At 42.2% G+C, this 24,472-nt stretch carries 28 protein-coding genes; 15 read left to right on the forward strand and 13 right to left on the reverse strand.

Translation table 11 applies throughout. The features are described from left to right. Window positions 1-45: 45 nt before the first annotated feature. The 6 genes from nifV (at window position 46) to F8S12_RS14795 (ending at window position 4,714) form a co-directional block, all read left to right on the forward strand. A complete protein-coding gene (nifV, locus tag F8S12_RS14770) occupies window positions 46-1,179 on the forward strand; it encodes a homocitrate synthase (protein WP_196516558.1) in 1,134 nt (377 codons plus the stop codon). After that, window positions 1,166-1,453 carry a nitrogen fixation protein NifZ gene (locus F8S12_RS14775; RefSeq protein WP_094327372.1) on the forward strand — a complete coding sequence of 96 codons (288 nt, stop codon included), beginning with the start codon at window positions 1,166-1,168 and terminating at the stop codon, window positions 1,451-1,453. Before nifV ends, F8S12_RS14775 begins: the two co-directional genes overlap by 14 nt. Continuing rightward, on the forward strand, window positions 1,428-1,631 hold the full coding sequence (gene nifT, locus F8S12_RS14780; protein WP_196516559.1) for a putative nitrogen fixation protein NifT: 204 nt from the start codon (window positions 1,428-1,430) through the stop codon (window positions 1,629-1,631). Before F8S12_RS14775 ends, nifT begins: the two co-directional genes overlap by 26 nt. Before the next feature lie 149 nt (window positions 1,632-1,780). Further along, window positions 1,781-2,320: a (2Fe-2S) ferredoxin domain-containing protein gene (locus F8S12_RS14785; RefSeq protein ID WP_196516560.1), complete on the forward strand. Its 540-nt coding sequence runs from the start codon at window positions 1,781-1,783 to the stop codon at window positions 2,318-2,320. 248 nt (window positions 2,321-2,568) lie between these two features. Further along, entirely contained in the window at window positions 2,569-3,960 is a 1,392-nt protein-coding gene (locus F8S12_RS14790; protein ID WP_196516561.1) for a hypothetical protein, read from the forward strand. A 169-nt stretch (window positions 3,961-4,129) separates the two neighbouring features. Continuing rightward, window positions 4,130-4,714 (forward strand): Uma2 family endonuclease, encoded by a 585-nt coding sequence (locus F8S12_RS14795; protein ID WP_196516562.1) that lies wholly within the window; start codon window positions 4,130-4,132, stop codon window positions 4,712-4,714. 45 nt (window positions 4,715-4,759) lie between these two features. Here the strand turns inward: F8S12_RS14795 and F8S12_RS14800 are convergent, their stop codons facing one another. From F8S12_RS14800 to F8S12_RS14810, 3 genes are all read right to left on the reverse strand, one after another. After that, window positions 4,760-5,023: a type II toxin-antitoxin system RelE family toxin gene (locus F8S12_RS14800; RefSeq protein WP_196516563.1), complete on the reverse strand. Its 264-nt coding sequence runs from the start codon at window positions 5,021-5,023 to the stop codon at window positions 4,760-4,762. Continuing rightward, on the reverse strand, window positions 5,020-5,223 hold the full coding sequence (locus F8S12_RS14805) for a hypothetical protein (protein WP_196516564.1): 204 nt from the start codon (window positions 5,221-5,223) through the stop codon (window positions 5,020-5,022). The genes F8S12_RS14800 and F8S12_RS14805 overlap by 4 nt, the downstream gene beginning before the upstream one ends. A gap of 63 nt (window positions 5,224-5,286) precedes the next feature. Continuing rightward, on the reverse strand, window positions 5,287-5,514 hold the full coding sequence (locus F8S12_RS14810) for a type II toxin-antitoxin system Phd/YefM family antitoxin (protein ID WP_196516565.1): 228 nt from the start codon (window positions 5,512-5,514) through the stop codon (window positions 5,287-5,289). A 291-nt stretch (window positions 5,515-5,805) separates the two neighbouring features. Here F8S12_RS14810 and F8S12_RS14815 point away from each other — a divergent pair, with 291 nt between their 5' ends. After that, window positions 5,806-6,594 (forward strand): Uma2 family endonuclease, encoded by a 789-nt coding sequence (locus F8S12_RS14815; RefSeq protein ID WP_196516566.1) that lies wholly within the window; start codon window positions 5,806-5,808, stop codon window positions 6,592-6,594. Window positions 6,595-6,680: 86 nt separating this feature from the next. On the opposite strand, the gene F8S12_RS14820 is transcribed toward F8S12_RS14815, so the two are convergent. The 3 genes from F8S12_RS14820 to F8S12_RS14830 form a co-directional block, all read right to left on the reverse strand. Next, a complete protein-coding gene (locus F8S12_RS14820; protein WP_196516595.1) occupies window positions 6,681-8,063 on the reverse strand; it encodes a 1-acyl-sn-glycerol-3-phosphate acyltransferase in 1,383 nt (460 codons plus the stop codon). Window positions 8,064-8,325: 262 nt separating this feature from the next. Next, window positions 8,326-8,589: a hypothetical protein gene (locus tag F8S12_RS14825; protein ID WP_196516567.1), complete on the reverse strand. Its 264-nt coding sequence runs from the start codon at window positions 8,587-8,589 to the stop codon at window positions 8,326-8,328. 138 nt (window positions 8,590-8,727) lie between these two features. Beyond that, window positions 8,728-9,297, reverse strand: coding sequence for a Uma2 family endonuclease (locus tag F8S12_RS14830; protein WP_196516568.1), 570 nt, complete (start codon window positions 9,295-9,297; stop codon window positions 8,728-8,730). A gap of 204 nt (window positions 9,298-9,501) precedes the next feature. Between F8S12_RS14830 and F8S12_RS14835 the strand changes: the two genes are divergently transcribed. Both F8S12_RS14835 and F8S12_RS14840 read left to right on the forward strand, forming a co-directional pair. Then, entirely contained in the window at window positions 9,502-11,316 is a 1,815-nt protein-coding gene (locus F8S12_RS14835) for a proline--tRNA ligase (protein WP_196516569.1), read from the forward strand. Between the two features lie 327 nt (window positions 11,317-11,643). Next, the gene (locus F8S12_RS14840) at window positions 11,644-12,261 is read left to right on the forward strand and encodes a GerMN domain-containing protein (RefSeq protein ID WP_196516570.1); all 618 of its coding nucleotides are present in this window, start codon (window positions 11,644-11,646) and stop codon (window positions 12,259-12,261) included. Window positions 12,262-12,335: 74 nt separating this feature from the next. Here F8S12_RS14840 and F8S12_RS14845 read toward each other — a convergent pair whose 3' ends face one another. The 3 genes from F8S12_RS14845 to efp form a co-directional block, all read right to left on the reverse strand. Continuing rightward, entirely contained in the window at window positions 12,336-12,689 is a 354-nt protein-coding gene (locus F8S12_RS14845) for an ArsR/SmtB family transcription factor (protein WP_196516571.1), read from the reverse strand. Window positions 12,690-12,751: 62 nt separating this feature from the next. Beyond that, a complete protein-coding gene (gene accB / locus F8S12_RS14850) occupies window positions 12,752-13,306 on the reverse strand; it encodes an acetyl-CoA carboxylase biotin carboxyl carrier protein (protein WP_196516572.1) in 555 nt (184 codons plus the stop codon). A 90-nt stretch (window positions 13,307-13,396) separates the two neighbouring features. Beyond that, window positions 13,397-13,954 carry an elongation factor P gene (efp, locus tag F8S12_RS14855; RefSeq protein ID WP_196516573.1) on the reverse strand — a complete coding sequence of 186 codons (558 nt, stop codon included), beginning with the start codon at window positions 13,952-13,954 and terminating at the stop codon, window positions 13,397-13,399. A 295-nt stretch (window positions 13,955-14,249) separates the two neighbouring features. Here efp and F8S12_RS14860 point away from each other — a divergent pair, with 295 nt between their 5' ends. After that, entirely contained in the window at window positions 14,250-15,356 is a 1,107-nt protein-coding gene (locus tag F8S12_RS14860) for a peptidylprolyl isomerase (protein WP_196516574.1), read from the forward strand. Between the two features lie 53 nt (window positions 15,357-15,409). Here the strand turns inward: F8S12_RS14860 and F8S12_RS14865 are convergent, their stop codons facing one another. Next, a complete protein-coding gene (locus F8S12_RS14865; RefSeq protein ID WP_196516575.1) occupies window positions 15,410-15,991 on the reverse strand; it encodes a Uma2 family endonuclease in 582 nt (193 codons plus the stop codon). A 50-nt stretch (window positions 15,992-16,041) separates the two neighbouring features. Continuing rightward, window positions 16,042-16,623 carry a Uma2 family endonuclease gene (locus F8S12_RS14870; protein WP_196516576.1) on the reverse strand — a complete coding sequence of 194 codons (582 nt, stop codon included), beginning with the start codon at window positions 16,621-16,623 and terminating at the stop codon, window positions 16,042-16,044. A gap of 88 nt (window positions 16,624-16,711) precedes the next feature. Here F8S12_RS14870 and thiL point away from each other — a divergent pair, with 88 nt between their 5' ends. Beyond that, entirely contained in the window at window positions 16,712-17,734 is a 1,023-nt protein-coding gene (gene thiL / locus F8S12_RS14875) for a thiamine-phosphate kinase (protein ID WP_196516577.1), read from the forward strand. A gap of 143 nt (window positions 17,735-17,877) precedes the next feature. On the opposite strand, the gene F8S12_RS14880 is transcribed toward thiL, so the two are convergent. After that, window positions 17,878-18,891 (reverse strand): type I glyceraldehyde-3-phosphate dehydrogenase, encoded by a 1,014-nt coding sequence (locus tag F8S12_RS14880; protein ID WP_196516578.1) that lies wholly within the window; start codon window positions 18,889-18,891, stop codon window positions 17,878-17,880. Window positions 18,892-19,007: 116 nt separating this feature from the next. Further along, window positions 19,008-19,658, reverse strand: coding sequence for a nicotinate (nicotinamide) nucleotide adenylyltransferase (nadD, locus tag F8S12_RS14885; RefSeq protein ID WP_196516596.1), 651 nt, complete (start codon window positions 19,656-19,658; stop codon window positions 19,008-19,010). A gap of 403 nt (window positions 19,659-20,061) precedes the next feature. Here nadD and murC point away from each other — a divergent pair, with 403 nt between their 5' ends. The 4 genes from murC (at window position 20,062) to F8S12_RS14905 (ending at window position 24,436) form a co-directional block, all read left to right on the forward strand. Further along, window positions 20,062-21,525 carry a UDP-N-acetylmuramate--L-alanine ligase gene (gene murC, locus F8S12_RS14890; protein WP_196516579.1) on the forward strand — a complete coding sequence of 488 codons (1,464 nt, stop codon included), beginning with the start codon at window positions 20,062-20,064 and terminating at the stop codon, window positions 21,523-21,525. A gap of 123 nt (window positions 21,526-21,648) precedes the next feature. Next, window positions 21,649-22,695 (forward strand): UDP-N-acetylmuramate dehydrogenase, encoded by a 1,047-nt coding sequence (murB, locus tag F8S12_RS14895; protein WP_196516580.1) that lies wholly within the window; start codon window positions 21,649-21,651, stop codon window positions 22,693-22,695. Between the two features lie 250 nt (window positions 22,696-22,945). Beyond that, complete coding sequence (locus tag F8S12_RS14900) at window positions 22,946-23,293, forward strand: YbaB/EbfC family nucleoid-associated protein (protein ID WP_196516581.1); 348 nt, start codon at window positions 22,946-22,948, stop codon at window positions 23,291-23,293. A 657-nt stretch (window positions 23,294-23,950) separates the two neighbouring features. After that, window positions 23,951-24,436 carry a low molecular weight protein-tyrosine-phosphatase gene (locus F8S12_RS14905; protein WP_196516582.1) on the forward strand — a complete coding sequence of 162 codons (486 nt, stop codon included), beginning with the start codon at window positions 23,951-23,953 and terminating at the stop codon, window positions 24,434-24,436. The last annotated feature ends 36 nt before the right edge of the window (window positions 24,437-24,472 follow it).

Raw genomic sequence — 24,472 nt, forward strand, 5'->3', positions numbered from 1 at the left:
GAGAGAAAGGATATTAAGAATACTTCCAACAGAGGGATATTTGCAATGAATCAAATCATAATTAATGACACGACATTACGTGATGGCGAACAAGCAGCAGGTGTTGCTTTTAACCTAGAAGAAAAAGTAGCGATCGCTAAGTTTCTCGATGCCATTGGTATACCGGAATTAGAAGTAGGTATACCGGCAATGGGTGAGGAAGAAACACGAGCGATCGCCGCAATTTCTGACTTGGGTTTACAAGCAAAACTCTTGGGCTGGAACCGCGCTGTCATTTCAGATATTAAGGCTTCTATCGCTTGCGGTCTGAATCGAGTGCATATTGCCATTCCCGTCTCTGGTATCCAAATTGCCACTAAATTTCACGGTCAATGGCGAGTAAGTTTACAAAAACTCAAAGACTCTATCAGCTTCGCTCTCGATCAAGGTCTTTGGGTAGCAGTCGGCGGAGAAGATTCTTCCAGGGCTGATGAAAACTTCCTCTTAGATGTAGCGCTTTATGCCCAAGAATGGGGTGCATCCCGCTTTCGCTTCTGCGACACCGTAGGAGTTCTTGACCCTTTCACCACCTACACCAAAGTCCAACGGCTGGTTTCAGCTTTGATGATTCCCCTAGAAATCCACACGCATAATGATTTTGGTATGGCAACTGCCAACGCACTTGCAGGTATCAAAGCCGGAGCCTCATCCGTGAATACCACAGTCAACGGATTAGGTGAAAGAGCAGGAAATGCAGCATTAGAAGAAGTTGTCATGGCTATCAAACGCATTTACGGCATCGATTTGGGCATTGACACTCCCAGTTTGCTGGAACTGTCTCAACTCGTTGCTGCCGCATCCGGTGCTAGTGTACCACCCTGGAAGGCGATCGTTGGCGAAAATACTTTTGCTCACGAATCTGGCATCCATGCTCACGGAGTATTGCAAAACCCCATCACCTACGAACCATTTGCTCCCGAAGAAGTGGGTTGGGAACGGCGCTTAGTATTAGGTAAACATTCTGGACGGCATTTGGTTTCAAACTTGCTAGAGCAGCATGGCATTTTCTTGAACTCCCAAGAAACCCAGTCTGTTTTAGACGCAGTGCGCCATCAATCGGTACAGAAAAAACGCAGTTTGACGACAGAAGAACTATTGAATTTGGTCAGAGAACAGAGGTATTCTCATGCAACGCGATGAATTAGAACTAAACCTACCACCTGCTTTTGAAATTGGTGAAAAAGTAAGAGTTCGTAAACTGCTAAAAAACGATGGTACTTTTCCCGGTAAGGAAGTCGGCCAAGTTTTAGTAAACAAGGGAGATATCGGCTACATAGCGAGTATAGGCACATATTTGCAGACTTCCTATATCTATGCTGTGCATTTCTTAGAAACAGGGTTCGTCGTCGGCTGTATGAAAAAAGAACTAGAATCTGTTGAGGAATCTCATGAAAGTAATGCTACGCATGAATGACGCCGGCACCTTAGTAGTTTACGTTGCTAAGAAAGACCTTGAAGAAGAAGTCGTCAAACAAACCGATGGAAATGATGGCAAGATTCTCACCCTAGCAAATGGTTGGGAATTGGAATTTAGTGAATTGCCAGATGCAGCCAATTTACCCAAAACTGTAGAAGCTAAACGCCTCGCTTAAAAAATGGGGAGTGGGGAGTAGGGAGTAGGGAGTTATGAGTTATGAGTTATGATTCTTAACTCTTAATTCCTAATTTTTAATTCTCTATTCCCCACTCCTAACTTTTAATTCCCTACTCCCCACTCCCCACTCCCAAATTTTTATCAATCATGGGTGACAAGTATTTGACGTTATCAGAATTGAATCTTGAGGGACAGTTATTAGGTTTTGTTGGTGGTGAACCAGGAAAATATAAATACTTGCAATTGGCAGTTCCATCTGGAAATGTAGAAATTAAACTGCCTAAAGAGTTGCGCCGTTCTCTAAGTTTATCCTTAGTTCCTGGTCAGCAAATTCGGGTTTTTGCTCATAGTAAGTTAGACTCGCACACAAGTAAAATTAAAATCAAAGCCTATCGGGTGACACCAATGGATGGGTGTCCAAATCAAGATTTACCACCTCAACCCAAAGCGAGGATTATGGTATGTCAAAAGTCTGGTTGCCTCAAGCGTGGTGGTAAAGAGTTATTATCAGAATTAGAAAAAACTTTGAGCGATCGCAATTTGTTAGACAAAGTTATCATTGAATATACTAGCTGCCAAAAATGCTGTAGCAGCGCCCCCAACTGGGTTTTAGAAATTGGTAACAAGAAATACAAGAATATTTCTACCGATGCGATCGCATCTTTGCTAGAAAGTCACTTAAGTTAATAGTACTAACCTTTTCTAGCTATTCTTAAAATAATACACGACTTTGTAGGGGTAAAATTTTTACCCCTATTTGTTGTTGCTATTGTCTGCCAATGACGGCATAGGCTAGTTCTAAGTAGGTTTGCAAAAAAAAACCAAATGTGAGAAAATAGGTCTTTCGTCCCTCGTTAACAAGGAGTATTCAGCATCAGTAATAGAGCGTAGACGCAAAACACAATATTTTTCTGCCAACCTATCTTAGGGTAAATATGAATAATTTTCCTTATATGAGAAAAAACCAAATAAACCAAATATTGTTAGGTCTTGCCATAGTTTTGTCATTAGTATTATGTGGAGAATTAGCAATTAGAGCTTATTCTTTTAATCTTGATTCTTTAGCTAATTCCACAGGTAAATATTTACGTGATTTTTCTAACAATTTTGACAAACTAAGAACAGTTATAGAATACTTGTGTTTAAATATTATATATATTCTGTGGTTAATAATAAATAAAAATCAACAAACAGATATAACTTTTATAAAAATACTAAAAAATAGTTCATTTTTTTTGTTAATTGCCTTGATAAGTTATCCAATAAGTACCGATGTTAATTTATATGTGCATTATGGTTTGATGAATTTAAATGGAATTAACCCTTTTATTAATGGTGCAGGCACATTTACTTCAAAGTTGTCTGCATTTCTTGTCTGGAAACAGACTTCAACTTATGGGCCTGTATCTCAACTATTTTTTACGTTTTCCGCTATTTTCGTTGCAATTACTCCTAGCTTAGGAATTTATGTATTTAAATTAATATGTCTTTTATTCCATATATTAAATGCTTACTTAATATGGCGGCATTTAAAAAACTCTCCTCATAAAGTTAATGTAACAATTGCATATTTAGTTAACCCATTTCTGCTATATGAGCAGGTTATAAATGCACATATTGATGTCTTTATTTCTACAGCTTTAATTATTTTAGTAATATGCCTCAAAAATCGTAATTATATAGCTGCGATCGTTACAGCTTGGATTGGTTTTCTAATTAAAACATTACCAATTATTTGGCTGCCTTTAGTTTTTGTTTACTTAATTAAGCAAAAACGTTGGAAAATTTTATTCAGTGCTATTTGTATCTCTGTAGCTATAATTTTTGCAGCTTATCTTATAGCTTTGCCTACAGTAGATGCTTGGAAAAGCCTTTTAAATCCTGGGGTTGAAGGAAAAGTAAGTGCTTCATTACATGCTTTAGTTAAGAAATTAATAAGTTTTAAAATTCTCAACTTTTCTCTAAGTTTCCAACAGAATCTCTTCTCAATATTTAAATCTCTAATGTTTTCTATATTTGTACTTTCTTATTTGATTATTCTGATAAAACCATATTGGAAAAAAAAATATTCTGAAACTAATCTTAGTATAAACATAGGATGGATTACCTTAATATTATTTCTATTTGCTGCTCCTTGGTATTGCTCTTGGTATTCCTCTGTACTGCTGGGAGTTGCAGCTTTAAACATACATTCAAAAAGATTCGTGATTACTAGCATCCTATTGTGTATTCCAAGTACAACTGTCGGTGTAACGCTTTTACCAGCCTTAGGAGCAATTATATTTTGGTTTGCCCGTGATATCCAAGCTCAAAAAAAATTGGTGTAAGGATTCAGGACATTGCTGATTCTAAGTATAATTATTACTTGTATTAAGCCGCTTTGCGTCTACAAACAGGGTTATAAATTGGATGGGTAGTAAATCATACTTAATTTCAGCAACGCCAGATTCAGTTCTAAGGTTAAGATGCAAATAACTCTGCATTCTCGTAATTGTTATGAGCCTTACCACTGCTAAACGCTTTACTATAGCTGAATATCATCGGCTAGCTGAACTCGGCTTTTTCGAGGAGGATGAGCGAGTAGAGCTAATTAAGGGTGAAATAGTCCAGATGGCTGCTAAAGGTACACCGCACTCTGTTTGTGAAACACGCCTAGAGAGAGAATTATATAAGTTAGTAGGCGATCGCGCAATCCTGCGAGGACAACAACCAATTACTTTATCTAACAACAGTGAGCCTGAACCAGATAGAGTAATTGCAAAAAATAGAGATGATGACTATCTAGGGAATCATCCCAATCCATCTGATATTTTACTCTTAATTGAGATTGCTGATTCATCCTTAAAATATGACCAAGAAGAAAAGCTACCTATTTATGCAGAAGCAGGTATTTCTGATTATTGGATATATAATTTAGTAGATTATTATCTAGAATGCTATAGCGAACCTTATCAAGCTTTGCAAGGTAAATTTGGTTATCGCCGCAAACTGATTTATCTGCCAAATGAATCAGTTCATCTGCCATGTTTCCCTGAATTGTCACTCGATTTATCTAAGATATTTTCTGGGATGTTATTTTAAAATCGCTGCAAAAGCAGATTAAAAAATTAGTATTAACTTGACAATCTACTCATCTCGATAAACATCTCTTCGATGTCCTACCCTAACAACTTTAACTATCAGCACATCATCTTGAATCTCGTATAAAATCCGATAATTGCCAATACGAATACGATATTTATTGTCGGTATTTTCTAGCTTGACAACGCCGCTAGGACGGGGATTGTCAGCCAGTTCTAAAATTTTCTCGTTAACTCTATCTCGAATATCAGCAGATAATTTTTTTAATTGTTTTACAGCCCTATTAGAAATTTCTATTTGATAAGTCACGATTCTAATTCTTGTTTGTACTGTTCCCAAGTAATAGTAGGTTCATTTTCAGCTTCTTCAAAGGCTTTAATATCCTCTTTATCCTCTACTTTCCTAATGTCTAACAGTTCTAGAACATCTTCTAAAGTGTCTTCATAAGCTTGTTCTAGTCTTTGATTGATTGCTTTTAACAACTCTTGTCTTTTAGTTGTAGTTTCCATAATTAACCTCTGCAACTGCAAAACTTTTAATTAATTTCCGATTGAGTGATTATATTATCTCCATTACATATAATCCTGAAACTCTCCTAATGGCTTATCAAAGTCATCTGTTATTGTAATCAAACCTTTGGCACTACCAAATAAAAGAGAGCGTTTTTTCTCTGGAATCACCGGAGTTAGCTTAACCACTGGCTGCTCATCTTTGGTGATGATAATTTCTTCGCCATTGATTGCTGCTTCGATTAATTCGTGTAAGTGTTGTGATGCTGTGTCGATAGTAATCTGTTGCATGACTTTCACTATTTAATTAACTATTTCAAGACTGAATTTCACTGTCTTATAAAACTGGGATTTGTTGCTGAAGATAACCGCCTTAAAATGTGTTTACAGCATGACGCACCAAGGTCTATTGATCTATAAATTATTTTTAAAAGACCATCGCTCAATTTTATTATAGCGTGTACACGCGCTATAAGGTCTTATATAATGAATAGGGTATTATTGCTATTTACCGCTGATACTGATATTCTCTTAAGGTGAAGTCAGCGGACGTTTATTCATAGATTTTCACTATAAATCGTCATGCTAGACTACAACACACCTGAGTATCTTCCTTCCTCAGAAGAGTTACCTTGTTCCGATGATACGCCTGTGGATAATGAACTACAAAACCTGATTCCCAACTTATTAAAAGCAATCTTAGCCTTAATTTGGCAAGACCGATGGGACTGGTTTTTTGGTGTTAATATGGGCATTTATGATCGTACAGGTCAAATTCGGCGAACTCCTATAATTCCTGATGGCTTCTTAAGCATAGGAGTACCACGCCGTAAGAATGATCCCAAGGGACGGTTAAGCTATGTTTTGTTAGAAGAAAATAACGTTTCTCCTACATTGGTGTTGGAAGTTGTTTCACAAACTTATGGGGGAGAATACGACAAGAAAAAGACCGATTATGCCAAGTTGGGCGTGTTGTATTATGTAACTTATAACCCTGATTATTATCAGCGCGACAAGCATCAACCTTTTGAAGTTTATCGACTAGAAAAAGGTGAATATGTGCGTCACCTTGGTGAACCCGCCTGGATGCCTGAAATAGGTTTGGGAATTGGTAGAAGTCAAGGTATCCATGAAGGATGGCAGCGCGAGTGGCTATACTGGTTTGATGAACAAGGTAATAGATTTCCCACTCCAGAAGAACTTGCAGAAGAAGCAAGTATTCGTGCTGAAGAAGCAAGTATTCGCGCAGAACAAGAAAGTATTCGTGCAGAACAAGAAAGTATTCGTGCAGAACAGGAACAACAGCAACGCAAATTAGTAGAACAGTTGTTACAGCGTTACCGCGATCGCTTTGGCGAATTACCTGAGTAGTTTCTTTTAAAGAAAATATTTAAGTTGCATAAACTAAGTAAAGACGCAATGAATATTAATTGTGTCTTTACGTTTAATCTTCATTTTTAAATCAATTCTTCCAATGCGTGTTGCAAATCATTTGTCACATCAGCAACAGCTTGTCTAGCAGCCAAACGATTTCCTTGATACGCCGAGTAACGCTCAGAAATAGATATGGGTTTACCCACAGTAATTTTGACTTTTTGCTTACCCAATTGCGGACGCTGTACAGCTTTATTACCTTTGATTTTAGAGATCATTTTCCCTAAAATTAAAGTTGTCTCAGCAAACCTCTCTGCTGTTGGATTTTCACGAATATAATTCCCAGAAACAGCCACAAAACTTTCTACTAAACGCATGTGCCACATCCGCGCATTCGCTTCTTCGGCAACGCGATCGCCTAAAGCTCTTTCTACAGCAGATACTCCTTTTACATCCTTAAATTCTTCTCTAAATATATAATTCCAGCCGGCTTGTTCTACCCGCCGACATCGGTCAGTTAAATTACCTTTTGACTGCAAATCAAAATACTGTTCTGATATTAACAGTGCCGCATTTAACAAAGCTTGCAAACGAACTGCTGACGCTTCATTTCTATCTGGAATTTGCCCAGCGACAATCTTGGGATCTGCCAGCTTTTGATGATAAAACCGGGTGTAAAATTCTTCCATCAACGAAAGTAAATGTTCTGCCAAAGCCAACAACCGAGGATAAAGCAACTCTACGGAAGCAAGTTCTGGTGGATTCACAGGTAAACCACTAGCCGCTTCCAATTCACTTAAAAGATTGGCGATCGCATCCCAAGGAGCATCAACGTAACTATATTTAATCCCAACTGGTACAATTAGAACCTGTTGATCACGTCCAGCTTTTTGCAAATCTTCAGCACACCAAAAGCCTAATTGGGCGATACCAGGTTCTAGGGGGCTAATATTTTCTGATAAACCATTGGTAGCACCTTCTGGCGCAGCCGCCATCGGGAATTTCCCATTGGCAAACAAGTCACGCGCCGAACGTAACCCCGTCCAGTCAGCTTTACCGCGCTGAATCGGAGTACCACCTAAACGAGAAGCAATCCAACCTACATAGGAACCGGCCCATAGAGGAATGCCGCGATCGTAGATGAAATGAGCGTGAATCGGAAGTTGTAGTATTGTACCTTGCGATCGCGCTACCTTCGGCACGAGTTGAGACAGCAAGTAGGTCAAACAAAATGGATCATCTGTTTTAGGATGACGAAATGCCAACATAAAGCGGACTTTACCATCTTGAAACTGTTGATAAAGATCCACCAAATTCTCTACGTTGTCTGCTTCAATTTGGGTAATAGCTGTTTGCCAGTTTATCCAACTGGGTAGCAACAGATGGACAACTCGTAGAAATAACGGGTTAAAGGCCGGAGGAATAAATTCTAAGGGTGCTTGTGCTTGATAAATTACATCTGCCAAAGTAGTTTCTCCTAAAGGTGCCGCGATTTCTAATCGCCCGGTGTTATTTCTTTTAAGATATCTTAACGGCTGTAAGTAGTTAGTCAACATTAAATATACATTTGTCATTGCGAGGGTCGCGTACTCCTGCAAATAAGCAAACTACGTGCAGCGTCTCGTTTGCACAGCCTTTATTAGAGAAGATAAGCAATCGCAAGACTTCGAGATTGCAACTCTTGGAGACGCTCCGCGAACACGACCTTCGCAATCACTGCCTACTTACTTAAGCTGTAGTTATTAATATTGCAACTGTAGCGGTATCTGTCATGACGGGAGCAGCTCCCGAACTTATGGGAGCGGTATCTGTCATGACGGGAGCGGTTCCCGAACTTATGGGAGCGGTATCTGTCATGACGGGAGCGGTTCCCGAACTTATGGGAGCAGTATCTGTCATGACGGGAGCGGTTCCCGAACTTATGGGAGCGGTATCTCTCATGACGGGAGCGGTATCTCCCGTGATTTCCAGGCAAAACAAAGTATGCGCCATCAAGTTGTGCTTATCAACTTAGTTAGGACTTACGCAATAACTCTCTGAAACCCTTATTCCTACCCCTGCGGGAAGCCACTTGCAGAGGAGCCAGTGCGTGAGATAAATTCATACTTTCATTCAACAACGCCGCAAATATTAATAACAAGATAGACTCAAGCTAAATCCTAACAATATATTTTCACCCGATAATTGTGTGGGCAGATTTCGCACTTCCACATCTTGTTTTTGGCGATAAATTTCCACTTGCTGCTGTTGGGGATTAATCAGCCATGCTAATTGCACGCCTGCATCCATATACTCTTGCATTTTGGAACGCAACATTTCCAAATCATCTGTTGCTGACCTTAATTCAATGACAAAATCGGGTGCAATGGGGGGAAATTTGCGTCTTTGTTCAAGTGTAAGTGCTTGCCATCGTTCTCGTTGAATCCAAGCTGCATCTGGCGAACGGTCAGCACCATTGGGTAACTTAAATATAGTAGAAGAACTGAAGGTAAAACCGAGGGCAGTTTGCCGATTCCAAATTCCCAAATCAATAATTAAATCTGCTTCTCGATTGCCGCTTTCTCCTCCAACGGGGGACATGATGATTAATTCTCCCTTGGCAGTGCGTTCAAATTTAAATTCGCGGTTGTTTTGACATAAGTGATAAAATTGTTCGTCACTTAGGTGAACAGTGTCTAGTTTTAATGTCAAATGACTCATAACCTAGACCTAGATTAAATAGTTGCAAGGATTATATTATGCCATATCTTAACGGCTGTAAGATGCTGATCGCGCTCACAATGCAGGTTCCAAAACTAGGATAACTTCTTAGTCCGGCCAGGCGAACGAGAGTTTGTGTGTCCGCGATTTCTAATCGTCCGGTGGTTTATAAACAAATTAGAGATTCTGGAAAGGGAATAAACGATGCGACTGTCACAAATGTTATTCGTTACACTGCGGGATGATCCGGCTGATGCTGAGATTCCCAGCCATAAATTATTACTCCGTGCAGGCTACATTCGTCGCATCGGTAGCGGTATTTATGCTTATCTCCCGTTGATGTGGCGGGTACTGCAAAAAGTTTCCCAAATTGTCCGGGAAGAAATGAATGCTACAGGCGCACAAGAATGTCTTTTGCCGCAATTACAACCTGCTGATTTATGGAAGGAATCGGGACGTTGGGACACTTATACGAAAGCTGAGGGGATCATGTTTTCCCTGATTGACCGCCGTGAGCAACAATTAGGATTAGGGCCAACTCATGAGGAAGTTATTACTGCGATCGCTCGTGATATGATTCGCTCTTATCGTCAGCTACCACTACATCTCTACCAAATTCAAACCAAATTTCGCGATGAAATTCGTCCCCGCTTTGGTTTGATGCGTGGACGAGAGTTTATCATGAAGGACGGCTACTCTTTCCATGCCGATGAAGCCAGCCTCATAGAAACTTACCAGGATATGTATAAAGCCTACAGCAATATTCTGCGGCGTTCTGGTTTAGCTTTTCGAGCAGTGGAAGCTGATTCTGGTGCAATTGGCGGTTCTGGTTCCACAGAATTTATGATTTTGGCGGAAGCTGGTGAAGATGAAGTTCTCTACACTGAGGATGGTAAATACGCCGCCAACGTAGAAAAGGCTGTTTCTTTACCAATTGACACCGAAAGCTCACGGTTTACAACTTATGAGAAACGCGATACACCTGGAACAGAAACCATTGAAAAGGTTTGTCAACTCCTCAACTGTTCTCCCACTCAATTAGTGAAAAATGTCCTTTATCAGACAGTTTATGATAACGGTATAACGGTGTTGGTTCTGGTGAGCATTCGAGGCGATCAAGAAGTTAATGAAGTCAAGTTGCAAAATGAACTGACTAAACTAGCTCCTGAATATGGTGCTAAAACTATTATTAGTTTGAATGTACCAAATGTAGAAGCCCAACAAGCATGGACAGCGAAATCTCTACCTTTAGGCTACATTGCCCCAGATATTGCAGATGATTATATTGCCGCCAATAAACAGATCCATCCCAAATTTTTACGCTTGGTGGATCAAACAGTCGTTGATTTAAAAAACTTTGTTACAGGTGCCAATGAAGCTGGTTATCACGTAGTTGGTGCTAATTGGAATGAGCAACTTAAGTTACCAAGCAGTGTAGTAGATGTGCGGAAGTCCAGACCAGGCGATCGCGCCATCCACAACCCAGAACAAATTCTTGCAAGCGCCCGTGGAATCGAAGCAGGTCACATCTTCCAATTAGGCACTAAATATTCCCAAGCGATGGGAGCAACTTATACCAATGAACAGGGTGAAGAAAAGCCGCTATTTATGGGTTGTTTTGGTGTAGGTGTATCACGATTAGCACAAGCTGCCGTAGAGCAATCTTACGATAAAGATGGGATTATTTGGCCAGTTGCGATCGCACCTTATCACGCGATCGTCACAATTCCTAACATTAAAGATGCTCAACAAATTGAAATCGCCCAAAAACTTTACACAGAACTTAATCAAGCGGGAATCGAAACTCTACTCGATGACCGCGATGAAAGGGCGGGAGTGAAATTTAAAGACGCTGACTTGATTGGCATACCTTATAGAATTGTAACCGGACGTGCGATCGCTAATGGCAAAGTCGAAGTTGTAGAAAGAGCAACCCGTAACTCTCAAGAAATTGTCATTGAGGAAGTTACAACTACACTTCATAAGTGGATTACGGAAGCAATAGAGGGTAAAAATTAAACGCAAAGGGAAGCGCAGAGGTTCGCGGAGGGGCTTTTGTAATAAATACTTTGCGTTCCTTTGCGTTTTCCTCAGCGTTCCTCTGCGTTGTAAATTTCATCTTCAACATCTCCAGAAAGAATGAGATTTATATAATTTGGCAGGTGACGGATAAAAAGTAAAAATTCTAAAATGGAGTTAGAGATTTGCAAAATTAAAAATAATCGCATTTTGAGGCATAAAGTCTCCTCCCGGTTGGGGGAAACTCTTCAGTTATAACTATCGTCCTTAATCAGGCTGCTCCTCACATAACCACCATCTCAGCCCTCAGTCAGGAAGGTTTTGAACATGAAAGACCAACAAGGATCTAATCGTATTTCTTCAGGCGTAATTGCAGCCGTCTCAGTAGTGGTTTTAGCAGTGGGTGGCGGTGTGGCTTGGTTTACCTCACAGTCCAGCAATTCTCCTACACCATCAAACCCCTCTGCGCGCATCGAACAGCCAGCACAGCCATCAACTAGGCAGCCAGTTAATGAGCAAACCCCTAACGTTTATTGGCTCAGATCAAAGGAAAATGACAAAAATGTTGCTTTGGTTCCCCAGCCTCTTAAAATAGCTTCTGTACGCTCCAACCAGCCTTTAGAAGCAGCTTTCCAGAGTTTGTTAGCAGGGCCAACAGAAGGGACAGATTCGACAACTATTCCCAAAGGAACCAAACTATTGGGGCTGAAGACGGAAAATGATGAAGTTCACGTTAATTTATCTGAAGATTTTACCAGTGGTGGTGGTAGCACTTCAATGATGGGTCGGGTGGGACAAGTTGTTTACACTGCGACAACTTTAAATCCAAAAGCCAAGGTTTACATTGACATTAACGGCAAACCGTTGGATGTTTTAGGCGGTGAGGGTGTAGAGTTGCAACAGCCACTAACTCGTGAAAGCTTTCAGAAAAATTATCCGCTTTAAAAAAGTTAGGAGTTAGAAGTTAGGAGTGAGGAGTTTTAACTCATAACTCATAACTCATAACTCATAACTCTTAGTTAAGCTTGCCGATTACTATTTAACACCCGAAAGTTACGGGCTTGCTGTTCTAACCTTGTGGCGAGGCGATCGCAAACCCGATTACACAAATCAAAAATCATTTGATCTTCTACCCGGTAATAGGCGCAAGTTCCTTCACTGCGGCGGCTAAGAATACCTGCTTGCCACATTACTTTCAGGTGTTTTGACACATTTGCCTGAGAAGTCTGTGTTGCCTCTACCAACTCTTGCACGCATTTTTCTTCATCCCGTAGTAAGTGTAGCAGCCGCAGGCGCATCGGCTCACTTAACAGACTGAAGTATTCAGCTACTTGTTGCACCACTTCTGGTGGTAAAGGCAACGCTTGTTTCATCAGGATTAACCCGCAAGGACTGAAAGTTTTAACAATGACTCATTTCATATATAGATTAATACTTAATCTGGGTTAATTCGCATCATAGGTTGACCATATTCTACGGCATCACCATTTTGGAGAAGAATTTCCATCACCTGTCCAGAGACTTCGGCTTCGATTTCATTCATCAGCTTCATCGCCTCAATGATACAGACTGTTTGACCCTTGCGGACGCGATCGCCCACTTCTACAAATGCCGCTTCCCCCGGCGCAGGAGCGCGATAAAACGTTCCTACCATTGGGGAAGGCACTTCTACTAATCTCTGATCAATGATTGAGGGAGGATTTACTGACAGTTGCACTTGTGTGCTAGTACCAGTATTCTCAAACACGCGAGATGTGGACACCTCCGTTACCTGACTTGCGCTCACCTGGTTTCCCCCAGATGAACCCGACAAGCCCGAACCTACCACACCGCCTAAGGTGGCTTGACCTACCGACAAAACCTGATTGCTAATGCTCACAGCCTTACGGACTGTTAGTTCAAAGTCATCGCTTTTGAGTATGACTTCTGCAATATCTGTTTGTGCGATAGTTGCCAGTAGTTGGCGGATTTCATTAAAGTCCAATGGCACAGTTTTTATTACCTCGACCTATCCGTAAATTAGCATTTTAAGTGTGGCAGGGATTTCAATCGGGAGCAAATATCTCCGTAGAGATGAAAGTTATTCCCTGCTGATATATTTATCTTCCTGAGTATCAACTCGGATGCGTTCTCCTTGGGAAATAAACAGAGGAACCATCACAACTGCACCAGTTTCCAGAGTTGCTGGTTTTGAGCCACCTGTAGCAGTGTCACCTTTTAAACCTGGATCTGTTTCGACAATTTCCAGAACCACAGACTTAGGCAATTCTACTCCTAGCACCTGTTCGCCCCAACGAATAACTTCGGCTTCCATACCTTCCTTAAGGTATTTGACGCGATCGCCAATTTGTGCGCGAGTCAATCTGCCTTCTTCGTAGGTTTCCATATCCATAAAGACGAAATCATCGCCCTCTTTATAGGTATGCTGCATCGTGCTTTTTTCTAGGGTAGCTTGCGGCAGCGATTCCCCTGCTCGGAACGTTTTTTCCATCACGTTCCCAGTCTGGACATTTTTTAACTTAGTTCGTACAAAAGCGGAACCTTTGCCTGGCTTGACGTGGAGGAATTCGATCACTCGCCATACAGACCCATCTAATACAATTGAAACACCGGATCGAAAATCGTTACTGGAGATCATGAAACTTTCAAGTTTTGAAAGACAATCGGCACTTATTGTACCCCTCAAGCGGGGTAATTAGCTATTTAGTCATTAGTCATTAGTCATTGGGCAATTCAATTTTGGATTTTGGATTGACGATTTTGGATTAAATTTAAATCTAAAATCCAAAATCTAAAATCTAAAATTCTTACTCCCCACTCCCTGCACTTGCATTTCTTTTCACTCAGCACTCAAGACTCAGCACTCATGCTGTGGGAAGATTATTGATGGGTTACATCCAGTCAACAATTTAATGCTGCATTTGAGTTATCCCATGCTTAACTTATTAAAATCCTGGCTGAAGAACAGCCTAATGGCAATACTGCTGGTAACAATATTTTTAGGCATAACTACAGTTGGGTGGACTCCCTTCAGTAGCGCCGCGCTGCCAGCTGGCAATGCAATTACTGACGGCAGAGCGCTGTTGCGGTATGCACTCCCGATAGATAACAAACCTGTGCGGCAACTACAAGCCAGTTTAGAAGATATTTCTGCCCAACTCCGGGCAAATCGGCGGTGGGGTGCTATTTCCAAAGACATCAGCAAAGCATCCCGCATTCTCGATAAACCTTCTCAAATCTTAACAAGCGTTCTTGAAGACCGCCAACCCCAAGCCGAAGTTTGGATTAACGAGTTAAAATCTGGCGTGGGTAAACTGCAAGAATTAGCGAACAGCAAAGATAAAGAAAACATCCTGCAAGAGAGAGGTAAACTGCTAAATCTCGTTACTCAGCTAGAAGAGTCAATGGTGAAAAAATTCCCCTTTGAAGTACCTGCTCAGTACAGTAACTTACCCCAACTTAAAGGTCGTGCCACTGTAGAGTTTAAAACTAACAAAGGCAATTTGACCCTTGTAGTGGACGGTTACAGTGCCCCTGTCACTGCTGGTAATTTTGTCGATTTGGTACAGAGGGGTTTTTATAATGGCTTAGAATTTACCCGTTCTGAAGAATCTTACTTTCTGCAAACTGGAGATCCCTCTGGAAAAGACGTGGGTTTCATTGATCCAACAACGGGCAAATATCGCGCGATTCCCTTAGAAGTCTTGGTGGAGGGCGATAAAGCACCCACCTATGGCATTACTCTAGAAGAAGCTGGTCGTTACGTTGATATGCCAGTTCTGCCTTTCTCTGCTTTTGGTGCAGTGGTAATGGCTCGTCCCGAAAGTGAAGTGAATGGAGGTTCATCGCAATTTTTCTTCTTCCTATTTGAACCGGAACTCACCCCCGCCGGACGCAACCTATTGGATGGTCGTTATGCCGTTTTTGGCTATCTCACTGAGGGCAAAGAAGTTTTGGATAAACTAAAGGCGGGTGACAAAATTGAATCGGCAACTGTGGTTCAGGGAATAGAAAATCTGATTGAGCCGCAAGCTGCATAATCATCAAAGAGAGCAGGGGAGGCAGGGGGAGAACAATTACTAACTTCTAACTCCTAACTCCCCTGACTCAGATTCCCGGCGGTAAATACCTGCTCAACAGCGATCGCTAATTCGGGAAAAGTCCGTGATACAATTTTCTGAGTAGCGGTAAAAACTGTTTCTTCGTAAAACCCATCTTCCAGTAGTAACACCGAAATTTTTGCTTTCAGTGGGTCTACAATCCAATATTCAGGAACCTCTAAGGCTGCATATTCAGATCGCTTATGGCGATAATCCCGTTTCACAGATTCTGGACTGACCACCTCCACAATTAGTAATGGCGGTGACTGAAATACTGCTGAGGCATTCAACAATTCTCTAGCTTGCTCCAGTGTAACTACACACAAATCAGTCAACCTAGATTTATTTCTACCCGTTCTCACCCCACTTTCCCGAAAACAGAGCCAAGGAGAACTACAACGCTTGATTTCTGCATCTAGCTCTTGCTCAATAAATTTAGCAATCAGGAAATGTTCGATAGTAGGTGGGTTCATAAGTTCTAACTTGCCATCCACTAGTTCATAGTGGAAACCGTTGCCATCATCAGAGATTAAGTACTCTTCAAAGGTGATGCTGGTTACTGGTGTACTGACCATGCCAACTGTCTCCTAAACGATACCCTTATCTTAAATCTAACTCCTAACTTCTAACTCCCGTGACTTAGATTCCCGGCAGTAAATACCTGATCAACAGCGATCGCTAATTCGGGAAAAGTCCGTGATACAATTTTCTGAGTTTCGGTAAAAACTGTTTCTTCGTAAAATCCATCTTCCAGTAGTAACACCGAAATTTTTCCTTTCAGTGAGTCTACAATCCAATATTCAGAAACCTCTAAAGCCGCATATTCAGATCGCTTATGGCGATAATCCCTTTTCACCGATTCTGGACTAACCACCTCGACAATTAATAACGGCGGTGACTGAAATACTGCTGAGGCATTCAACAATTCTCTAGCTTGCTCCAGTGTTACTACACACAAATCAGTCAACCTAGATTTATTTCTACCCGTTCTCACCCCACTTTCCCGAAAACACAGCCAAGGAGAACTACGACGTTTGATTTCTGCTTTCAAGGTAGTATCTAAAAAATCGACAATCAGAAAATGTTGAATAGTAGGTGGGTTCATTAGCTCTAGCTTGCCATCCACCAGTTCATAATGGAAATCACTGCCATCATCATAGATTAAGTACTCTTCAAAGGTGATGCTGGTTACTGGTGTACTGACCATGCCAACTGTCTCCTAAACGATACCTTTATCTTAAACAGTAAAATAAATCATCAGTTTTCTTATAATTTTGCAACCCGGAAAACCGATTGTGAACAGTGAATTATCTGCTCTACAAGTAAAAGACATTGGTGAACAAGGTCTTTTGGAAAGATTACAGCGCTTCTGTCCTCCAGAAATGATTGGAGATGATGCAGCAGTGTTTGAGACTGCACCAGAGCAATCTTTGGTAGTAACAACAGATGTGCTAGTTGATGGCGTACATTTTAGCAACGTCACCACTTCCCCAGAAGATGCTGGTTGGCGAGCTGCTGCTGCCAATTTATCAGATTTAGCAGCAATGGGCGCTTCGCCATTGGGAATCACTGTCGGGTTGGGACTCCCTGGTGAAGTTAAGGTGAGTTGGGTGGAGCGACTATACCAGGGAATGACAGAATGCCTGCAAAAATACAATACCTCAATTGTCGGGGGTGATATTGTGCGATCGCCTGTTACTACTCTGGCAATTACCGCTTTTGGTCAAGTTAACCCCAGTCAAATTATCCGCCGTTCTGCTGCTGTTGTCGGGGATGCGATCGTCGTTACAGGCGTGCATGGAGCCTCTCACGCTGGCTTAGAACTGCTCTTACATCCTGAATTGGGACAAAACCTCAACGACGCAGAACGCACGGCTCTAATCCGCGCACACCAACGCCCACATCCACGATTAGATGTCTTACCAATCCTCTGGAAAATCTTAACATCCCCATGCCCCATGCCCGTTGCTGGTATGGATAGCAGCGATGGTTTGGCAGATGCGATTATCCAAATCTGCCGCGCCAGTGGCGTTGGTGCTGTCTTAGAACGCAGACAAATTCCTGTACCAAAAACTTTTAACCATTGGCTGACACAAGAGCAAGCGCTAGAATATGCTCTATACGGTGGCGAAGACTTTGAATTAGTGCTGTGTTTGCCACAAGAGTTAGCATCAGCTTTAGTACAACATCTTGGTGAAGGTGCTGCGATCGTGGGCAGCATTACATCCGGCTCAACAGTATTATTGCACGACGAACAAAAAAAATTCCCTGACCAAGTTCTAAGTCTTAGCCAGGGATTTCAACACTTCAATAGTTAGAAGTTTTAACTCCTAACTCCTAACTCCTAACTCCTAACTTTTTTAGGACTTACGCAAAACTATACGCCGTAGGGGCAATTCATGAATTGCCCCTACCTGAAAATCAGTGTTTTGGCTATTGTCTGCGTAAGTCCTGTTTTTAATTAAACCCACTTTTCAGCTACCAATTCAGCCAAATCCAAAACTCGTTGGCTGTAACCCCACTCGTTGTCATACCACGCCATAACTTTTACTAGATCATTACCCAAGACCAAAGTCAAGTTAGCATCAACAATTGAAGAAGCATCATGACCTTGATAATCGGAAGATACCAATTCTAGTTCGCTATAATCCAAAATGCCTTTGAGTGAACCTTCAGCAGCATCTTTAAGAGCTTGGTTAACTTCTTCCGTAATAGTACGCTTCTCAACCTGAACTACGAAATCTACCATTGAGACGTTCGGGGTCGGTACGCGTAAGGCAACACCATTTAGCTTACCTTTAAGCTCTGGGATAACCAGCGCTACTGCCTTTGCCGCGCCAGTGGAGGTGGGTACAATATTGATTGCTGCTGCCCTCGCCCGTCGCAAATCCCGGTGAGAAGCGTCTAGCAAGCGCTGGTCACCTGTATAACTATGGGTAGTGGTCATCGTGCCTTTGATGATGCCAAATTTATCGTTCAACACCTTGGCAATCGGTGCCAAGCAGTTGGTAGTACAGCTAGCGTTACTGATAATGTGGTGTATGTTGTGGTCATAGTCGTGATGATTCACACCCATCACAAAAGTGCCATCCTCGTTTTTACCAGGAGCGGTAATCAGAACTTTCTTGGCTCCAGCATTCACATGCTTGAGCGCTCCTTCCTTGCTAGTAAACACCCCGGTTGCTTCGATAATTAGGTCAATTCCCCAATCTTTCCAGGGCAAGTTTTCTGGATTGCGATCGGATACGCATTTAACGGTCTTGCCATTAATGAGAATGGAGTTATCATCGGCACTAATCTCAGCACCCTTGATCTTCCCTAGCATTGAGTCATACTTCAGCAGGTGAGCATTGGTTCTAGGATCTGATGTGTCATTAATAGCGACAAGATCGATTTTACTATTCTCTCTACCCACCCAGCAACGCGCAAAGTTACGTCCAATCCGCCCGAAACCGTTGATTGCAACTCTAATCACAGTGTCTTGCCCTCTGTATTTATGCTTATATGTTGATATCATTGACCCCAATCATATCGCAAAGGGGGGAAGTACTTATAACCAGAAAGTGTTGTGTCCATAAAAAAACACACAATTTATTCAGATTCGGGGGAGTAAAGATTGTTGTTAATGATATATAATCTAACCGATTCCGGGACTAAATAACGAATTGACTGGCGATCGCCCTTGGTATTGAGGAAGTTATCGCGGCACAATTTGCGAATTAGACTTGACGAAACCCCTACTAAAGGTATATTCAAGAGTTGCCAGTGAATGGTATCTGACTGCTCCCTGAGTTGTTGCTCCACTTGCTTGCAGATTAATTTGCTTTGAGTTATAGTCTCACCACCTAGCAGTCGGGGTGCGATTAACCAATCACACATTTGTGCTAGTTCGTGTCCACGATACCAACGAGGTAAGGTTTGGAAAGTATCCAAGCCCATAATCCAGTACCAGTGAGTATTTGGGTAAGAAGCAGATAAGTCGAACAGCGCGTTAATGGCATAGGAAGTCCCAGAGCGATTTGCCTCCACTCGTGAGACAGTAAAGGCTGGGTTATCTTTAATGGCTAATTGCAGCATTTTGACACGATGCTCAAACAAAGCTGCTTTTTTGTGAGGAGGATTTAAAGATGGCATCCAAATTACCTTTTCGAGGGATACTTGATGCAAAGCTGTCTCGGCTACGAGCAGGTGTCCCCAATGAATTGGATCAAATGTGCCACCAAAAATTGCTAGTTGCTGCATCCAGTTATGCCTGGGTTTTATGCGATTGAAAAATAGTTTCATTACTAATGTACTATTGTACTCAATTCACGCTTAGACTTGATGCAATTTAAAATCAGTTTCATTAACAATGTACTATCGTAGTCAACTCCAGTAAGGTAACCAAAAATATGTATTTGACATTACAAGAATTTCTTTCCCGATGCGACCAAAACTTTCAGAATAATCTTAAGAACAGTTCAGAAATAGCAAAAACCTTTAACCAAGGTAAAATCATTTTGAACAAGGAAAACCAGAGCAGAAACATCATTTGGGCATCAAACATAAACATGATACAGGAGTAGTTACGGTAAAAATCAAATTCCTGTTATGATACGCGTGTCATTTGTGATTATGGTGTGGTGTGGTGTAAGAGGAACAATAAATGAGTAATTCTGTAGATTTTAGTGGTAGACCATTTCATTTCATTGGCATCGGTGGCATAGGTATGTCTGCTCTGGCATACGTTCTCACTAAGCGTCAATTTCCAGTATCAGGTTCGGATCTTCGTCCAAACCACATTACGCACAAATTGGAATCTATCGGTGCTCATATTTTTGATAGACAAGAGGCAAGCAATCTTGAATTCTTTCGCCCTCAAGTATTAGCGAATACAGTAGTATTAAATTCACCAGAACAATTACCTGTTGCTACTAACTCAAAACTGCCTCAAGTCATTTGTTCAACAGCAATTAACACGAATAATTTAGAATATAAAGCAGCGCTGGAATTAGGTTGTCCAATCTTACATCGTTCAGATGTACTAGCAGCCTTAATTGCTGATTACTACAGTATTGCAGTGGCAGGAACACACGGCAAAACTACAACCAGTAGCATGATCGGTTATATGCTTCTGGAAGCAGGTCTAGACCCAACGATTTTAGTAGGTGGCGAAGTTAATGCTTGGGAAGGTAATGCTCGATTGGGACAAAGCCAATATTTGGTAGCCGAGGCAGATGAATCAGATGGTTCTCTGGTAAAACATGCTCCCGAAATTGGCATCATTACCAATATTGAACTCGATCATCCTGACCATTACGATACATTAGAAGAAGTAATTGACATCTTCCAGACATTTGCTAAGGGTTGTAAAACGTTAATAGGTAGCATTGACTGTGCTACAGTGCGCGATCGCTTGCAACCTACAATCAGCTACAGCTTACACTCAGATACCGACGCTGACTACACCGTTACTAATGTTGATTATCGTGCTGATGGCACCACAGCTTTAGTATGGGAAAGAGGCAAAGCTTTGGGCGTGTTGAACTTGCGGCTGCTCAGTCGGCACAATCTCAGTAATGCCTTGGCAGCAGTGGCAGTTGGTCGCGCTCTGGGCTTAGAATTTGGAGCAATTGCCAAAGGTATCGCTACCTTTGAAGGAGCCAGACGCCGCTTCGAGTTCTGTGGTGAAGTTGATGGCATTACCTTCATTGATGACTATGCTCATCATCCCAGCGAGATTCGTGTTACTCTGGCCGCCGCACGTTTACAGGCAAGACCAGGGCAAAGAGTAGTTGCCATCTTCCAACCCCATCGCTATAGCCGTACACTTACCTTTTTAGAAGAATTTGCCCAGTCCTTTACTCATGCTGATTTGGTGGTGCTGACTGATATTTACAGTGCAGGTGAACCTAATTTAGGGCAAATTACTGGTGAACAGCTAGCGGCGGAAATTGCTAAACAGCATCCGCAGGTAGTTTATCAGCCAACTTTACCTTCAGTATGTGAGTTCTTGCTACAAACACTACGCCCAGGAGATTTGGCGTTGTTTTTGGGTGCTGGGAACTTGAATCAGGTAATTCCTGAAGTCATGACGACACTTTGCGAACCTGCTAAAGCCACATCCTAAGTGGAAACTTTGCGAAGTTTTATTTCTGAGTAAAGCGCCCTTATAGCAACAGTTCCAAAGTTAAATCTATTACCGTATTTTTACGGTAAATAAATGTAAAATTTTACCAAAATTAAAGTAAAGATGAGCATTTCTCAGGCAGATGTAAACGTCTGCACAGTTTCTGCTTTGAATACAAAGAAACACCAAACAGCTAATTCGGTGGAGAGTGAAGTAATTTACTTACCCAGTACTGATTGTGTGATCAAGTCCCAAGCTTCTTTGTCAGCGTTTACTTCCTATAGAGTTGGGGGAGCAGCTGATTGGTACGTTGCCCCCCGAAACTTAGAAGCACTGCAAGCAAGCCTTAAATACGCAAAAGAACGCGATTTAACGGTGACAACACTGGGAGCAGGTTCTAACTTATTGGTGAGCGATCGCGGTATATCAGGCTTAGTCATTAGTACTCGTCATCTCCGCTACAGCTATTTTGACCCAAAAACAGGTCAATTAACGGTTGCAGCTGGAGAATCAATTCCCAGCTTGGCATGGGAGGCAGCAGCACTGGGGTGGCAAGGATTAGAATGGGCTGTTGGTATCCCTGGAACAGTCGGAGGTGCCGTCGTCATGAATGCAGGGGCACACAATAGCTGTATCGCAGATATGTTAGTTAGTGCCCAGGTACTTTTACCCAATGGTACACTAGAAACCCTTACCCCCGATCAGCTAGGTTATAGCTACCGGAGTTCATTATTGCAAGGTGGCGAGTCCCTTTCTCCTGATGGAGAAGATGTGCCAACGGAGAGGCGTTGCCAACCCATAGTTACCCAAGCCACCTTACAACTCGCGCCAGGTGCCGACCCAGAAAAAGTTGTGGCGCTCACCAAGCAACACAAAAAGCATCGATTGACCACCCAACCATATAACTTTCCCAGTTGTGGCAGTGTGTTCCGCAATCCCAAACCTTACACTGCTGGTTGGTTAATTGAACAAACTGGTCTGAAAGGCTACCAAATTGGTGGAGCACAAGTAGCATTACTCCATGCTAATTTCATCGTTAACCGTGGTGGGGCAAAAGCCAGCGATATCTTCTGTCTCATTCGCCACATCCAACATCAGGTACAAGAACGTTGGTCTATTCGGTTAGAGGCAGAAGTTAAAATGCTCGGAGAGTTTCAAGCTGCTTGTTAAAATTTTCAATTGAGGGAATAAGGAATTAGGAAGTGGGGACTCGATAGTGGAGAAGAAGTTTAATGCCCAATGATGCTACTTGCTTCAAGCCTCTTAACCCGTCCAACGTAGTGGCTCCCCAATGCATATTTTCTACTCCCTATTGCCCATTCTAGGAAGCATTAATTATTGGTAAAAAAAGAGGCAAATTACTTACCGCATCTATAATTGAATTTGATTTGTTATTCAACGCACACGCGTACAACTAATTATGACAGGAAAAGGACAGGGATTCGGCTTTGGCTTAGGAAAAATGAAAGAATTGGCCGAAGCTTTTAAGAAAGCGCAGCAAGTTCAAGAAGGCGCAAAGCGACTCCAAGAAGAATTGGAGCAAATGGAGATTCAAGGAGAATCTGGCGGTGGTCTGGTCAAGGTGATTGTCAGTGGTAACCAAGAACCCAAGCGGGTAGAAATTTCTCCAGATGCTTTAGGAGAAGGTGCAGAAGTACTTTCCGATCTCGTAGCTGTGGCAATGAAAGAAGCCTACAACAAGTCCACTGCAACAATGCGGGAACGTATGGAAGAATTAACCAGTGGGTTAGAACTTCCTGGATTTTAGTCAAAAGCATTAGTCGTTGATGAGCCAGTGCGGTCTTCTCCCTACAGCTCTTCTCCTAAAGGAGACCCTACGCGAACGGGCATCCTACGGCAGGCGCTAGCCTCTCCCTTGGGGAGAGCTACGGTGTACACACAAGTCGAAAAAAGCTCGATTTCCCATTGTTCTCTCGTTCCCATGCTCTGCATGGGAATGGCTGATTAGAGGCTCTGCCTCCAGTTAGACATTGAGCCAGAGACTCAATGAATGCATTCCCAGGCGGCAGCCCAGGAACGAGGAAAGCCTTATTAAGTTAGGTTTTTAGGAGTTGTGTGTACACCGTAGCTTGGGGAGAGGGGGAGCCATTGCGGGGGTTTCCCTCGTTGTAGCAAGTGGTGTGTGTGAGACACCAAAGGCTGATACGCAGCGTAAAGCCTTTTCTTCTCCCAAGGGGAGACGCTACGCGAACGAGAGGCTCCGCCAACGGCATAGCTTCTCTACGAGACGCTACGCGAAAGCTTAGAGCGAGTCCGCTACTCCTAGCTAGGTCGAAGCAACGCGTAGCGTCTGGGTTTTCCCTATGAGCAACTGGCGTTAACGACGTAGAAACGTCACCTGAAGGGTCATGAATTCTTGGTCAATGGCTGTAGACAAATGACTAAGGACAACAAATAAATATTTATGCCTTACAAGTTGCTGTTTGTCTGCTTAGGTAACATCTGCCGATCGCCATCGGCAGAAAACATTATGAATCACCTAATTGAGCAGGCTGGCCTGAGCAAACACATCTTTTGTGACTCTGCTGGTACATCTAGTTATCACGTTGGCAACCCACCTGACAGACGTATGAGTGCCGCAGCTGCTACAAAGTTGGGAATTGAACTGCGTGGTCGATCCCGCCAGTTTCAAAAGTCAGACTTTCAAGACTTTGATTTGATTTTAGCGATGGATCAAGAGAATTATAAAAATATCCTCACTTTGGATCAAACTAAGCAGTATCAGCATAAAGTGCGTTTGATGTGCGAGTTTTGCTCTCGACACACCTTGAAGGAAGTTCCAGACCCCTATTACGGTGGTCAAGAGGGATTTAACCAGGTTATTGATTTACTGATCGATGCTTGTGAAGGTCTGCTCACATACGTTACCAGCCAAAAACCAATAAGCTAAAGTTATGAGTTAGGAGTAGAGACGCGATTAATCGCG

Origin of the sequence: Nostoc sp. WHI (assembly GCF_015714725.1) — a bacterium.
Classification (GTDB): Bacteria; Cyanobacteriota; Cyanobacteriia; order Cyanobacteriales; family Nostocaceae; genus Nostoc.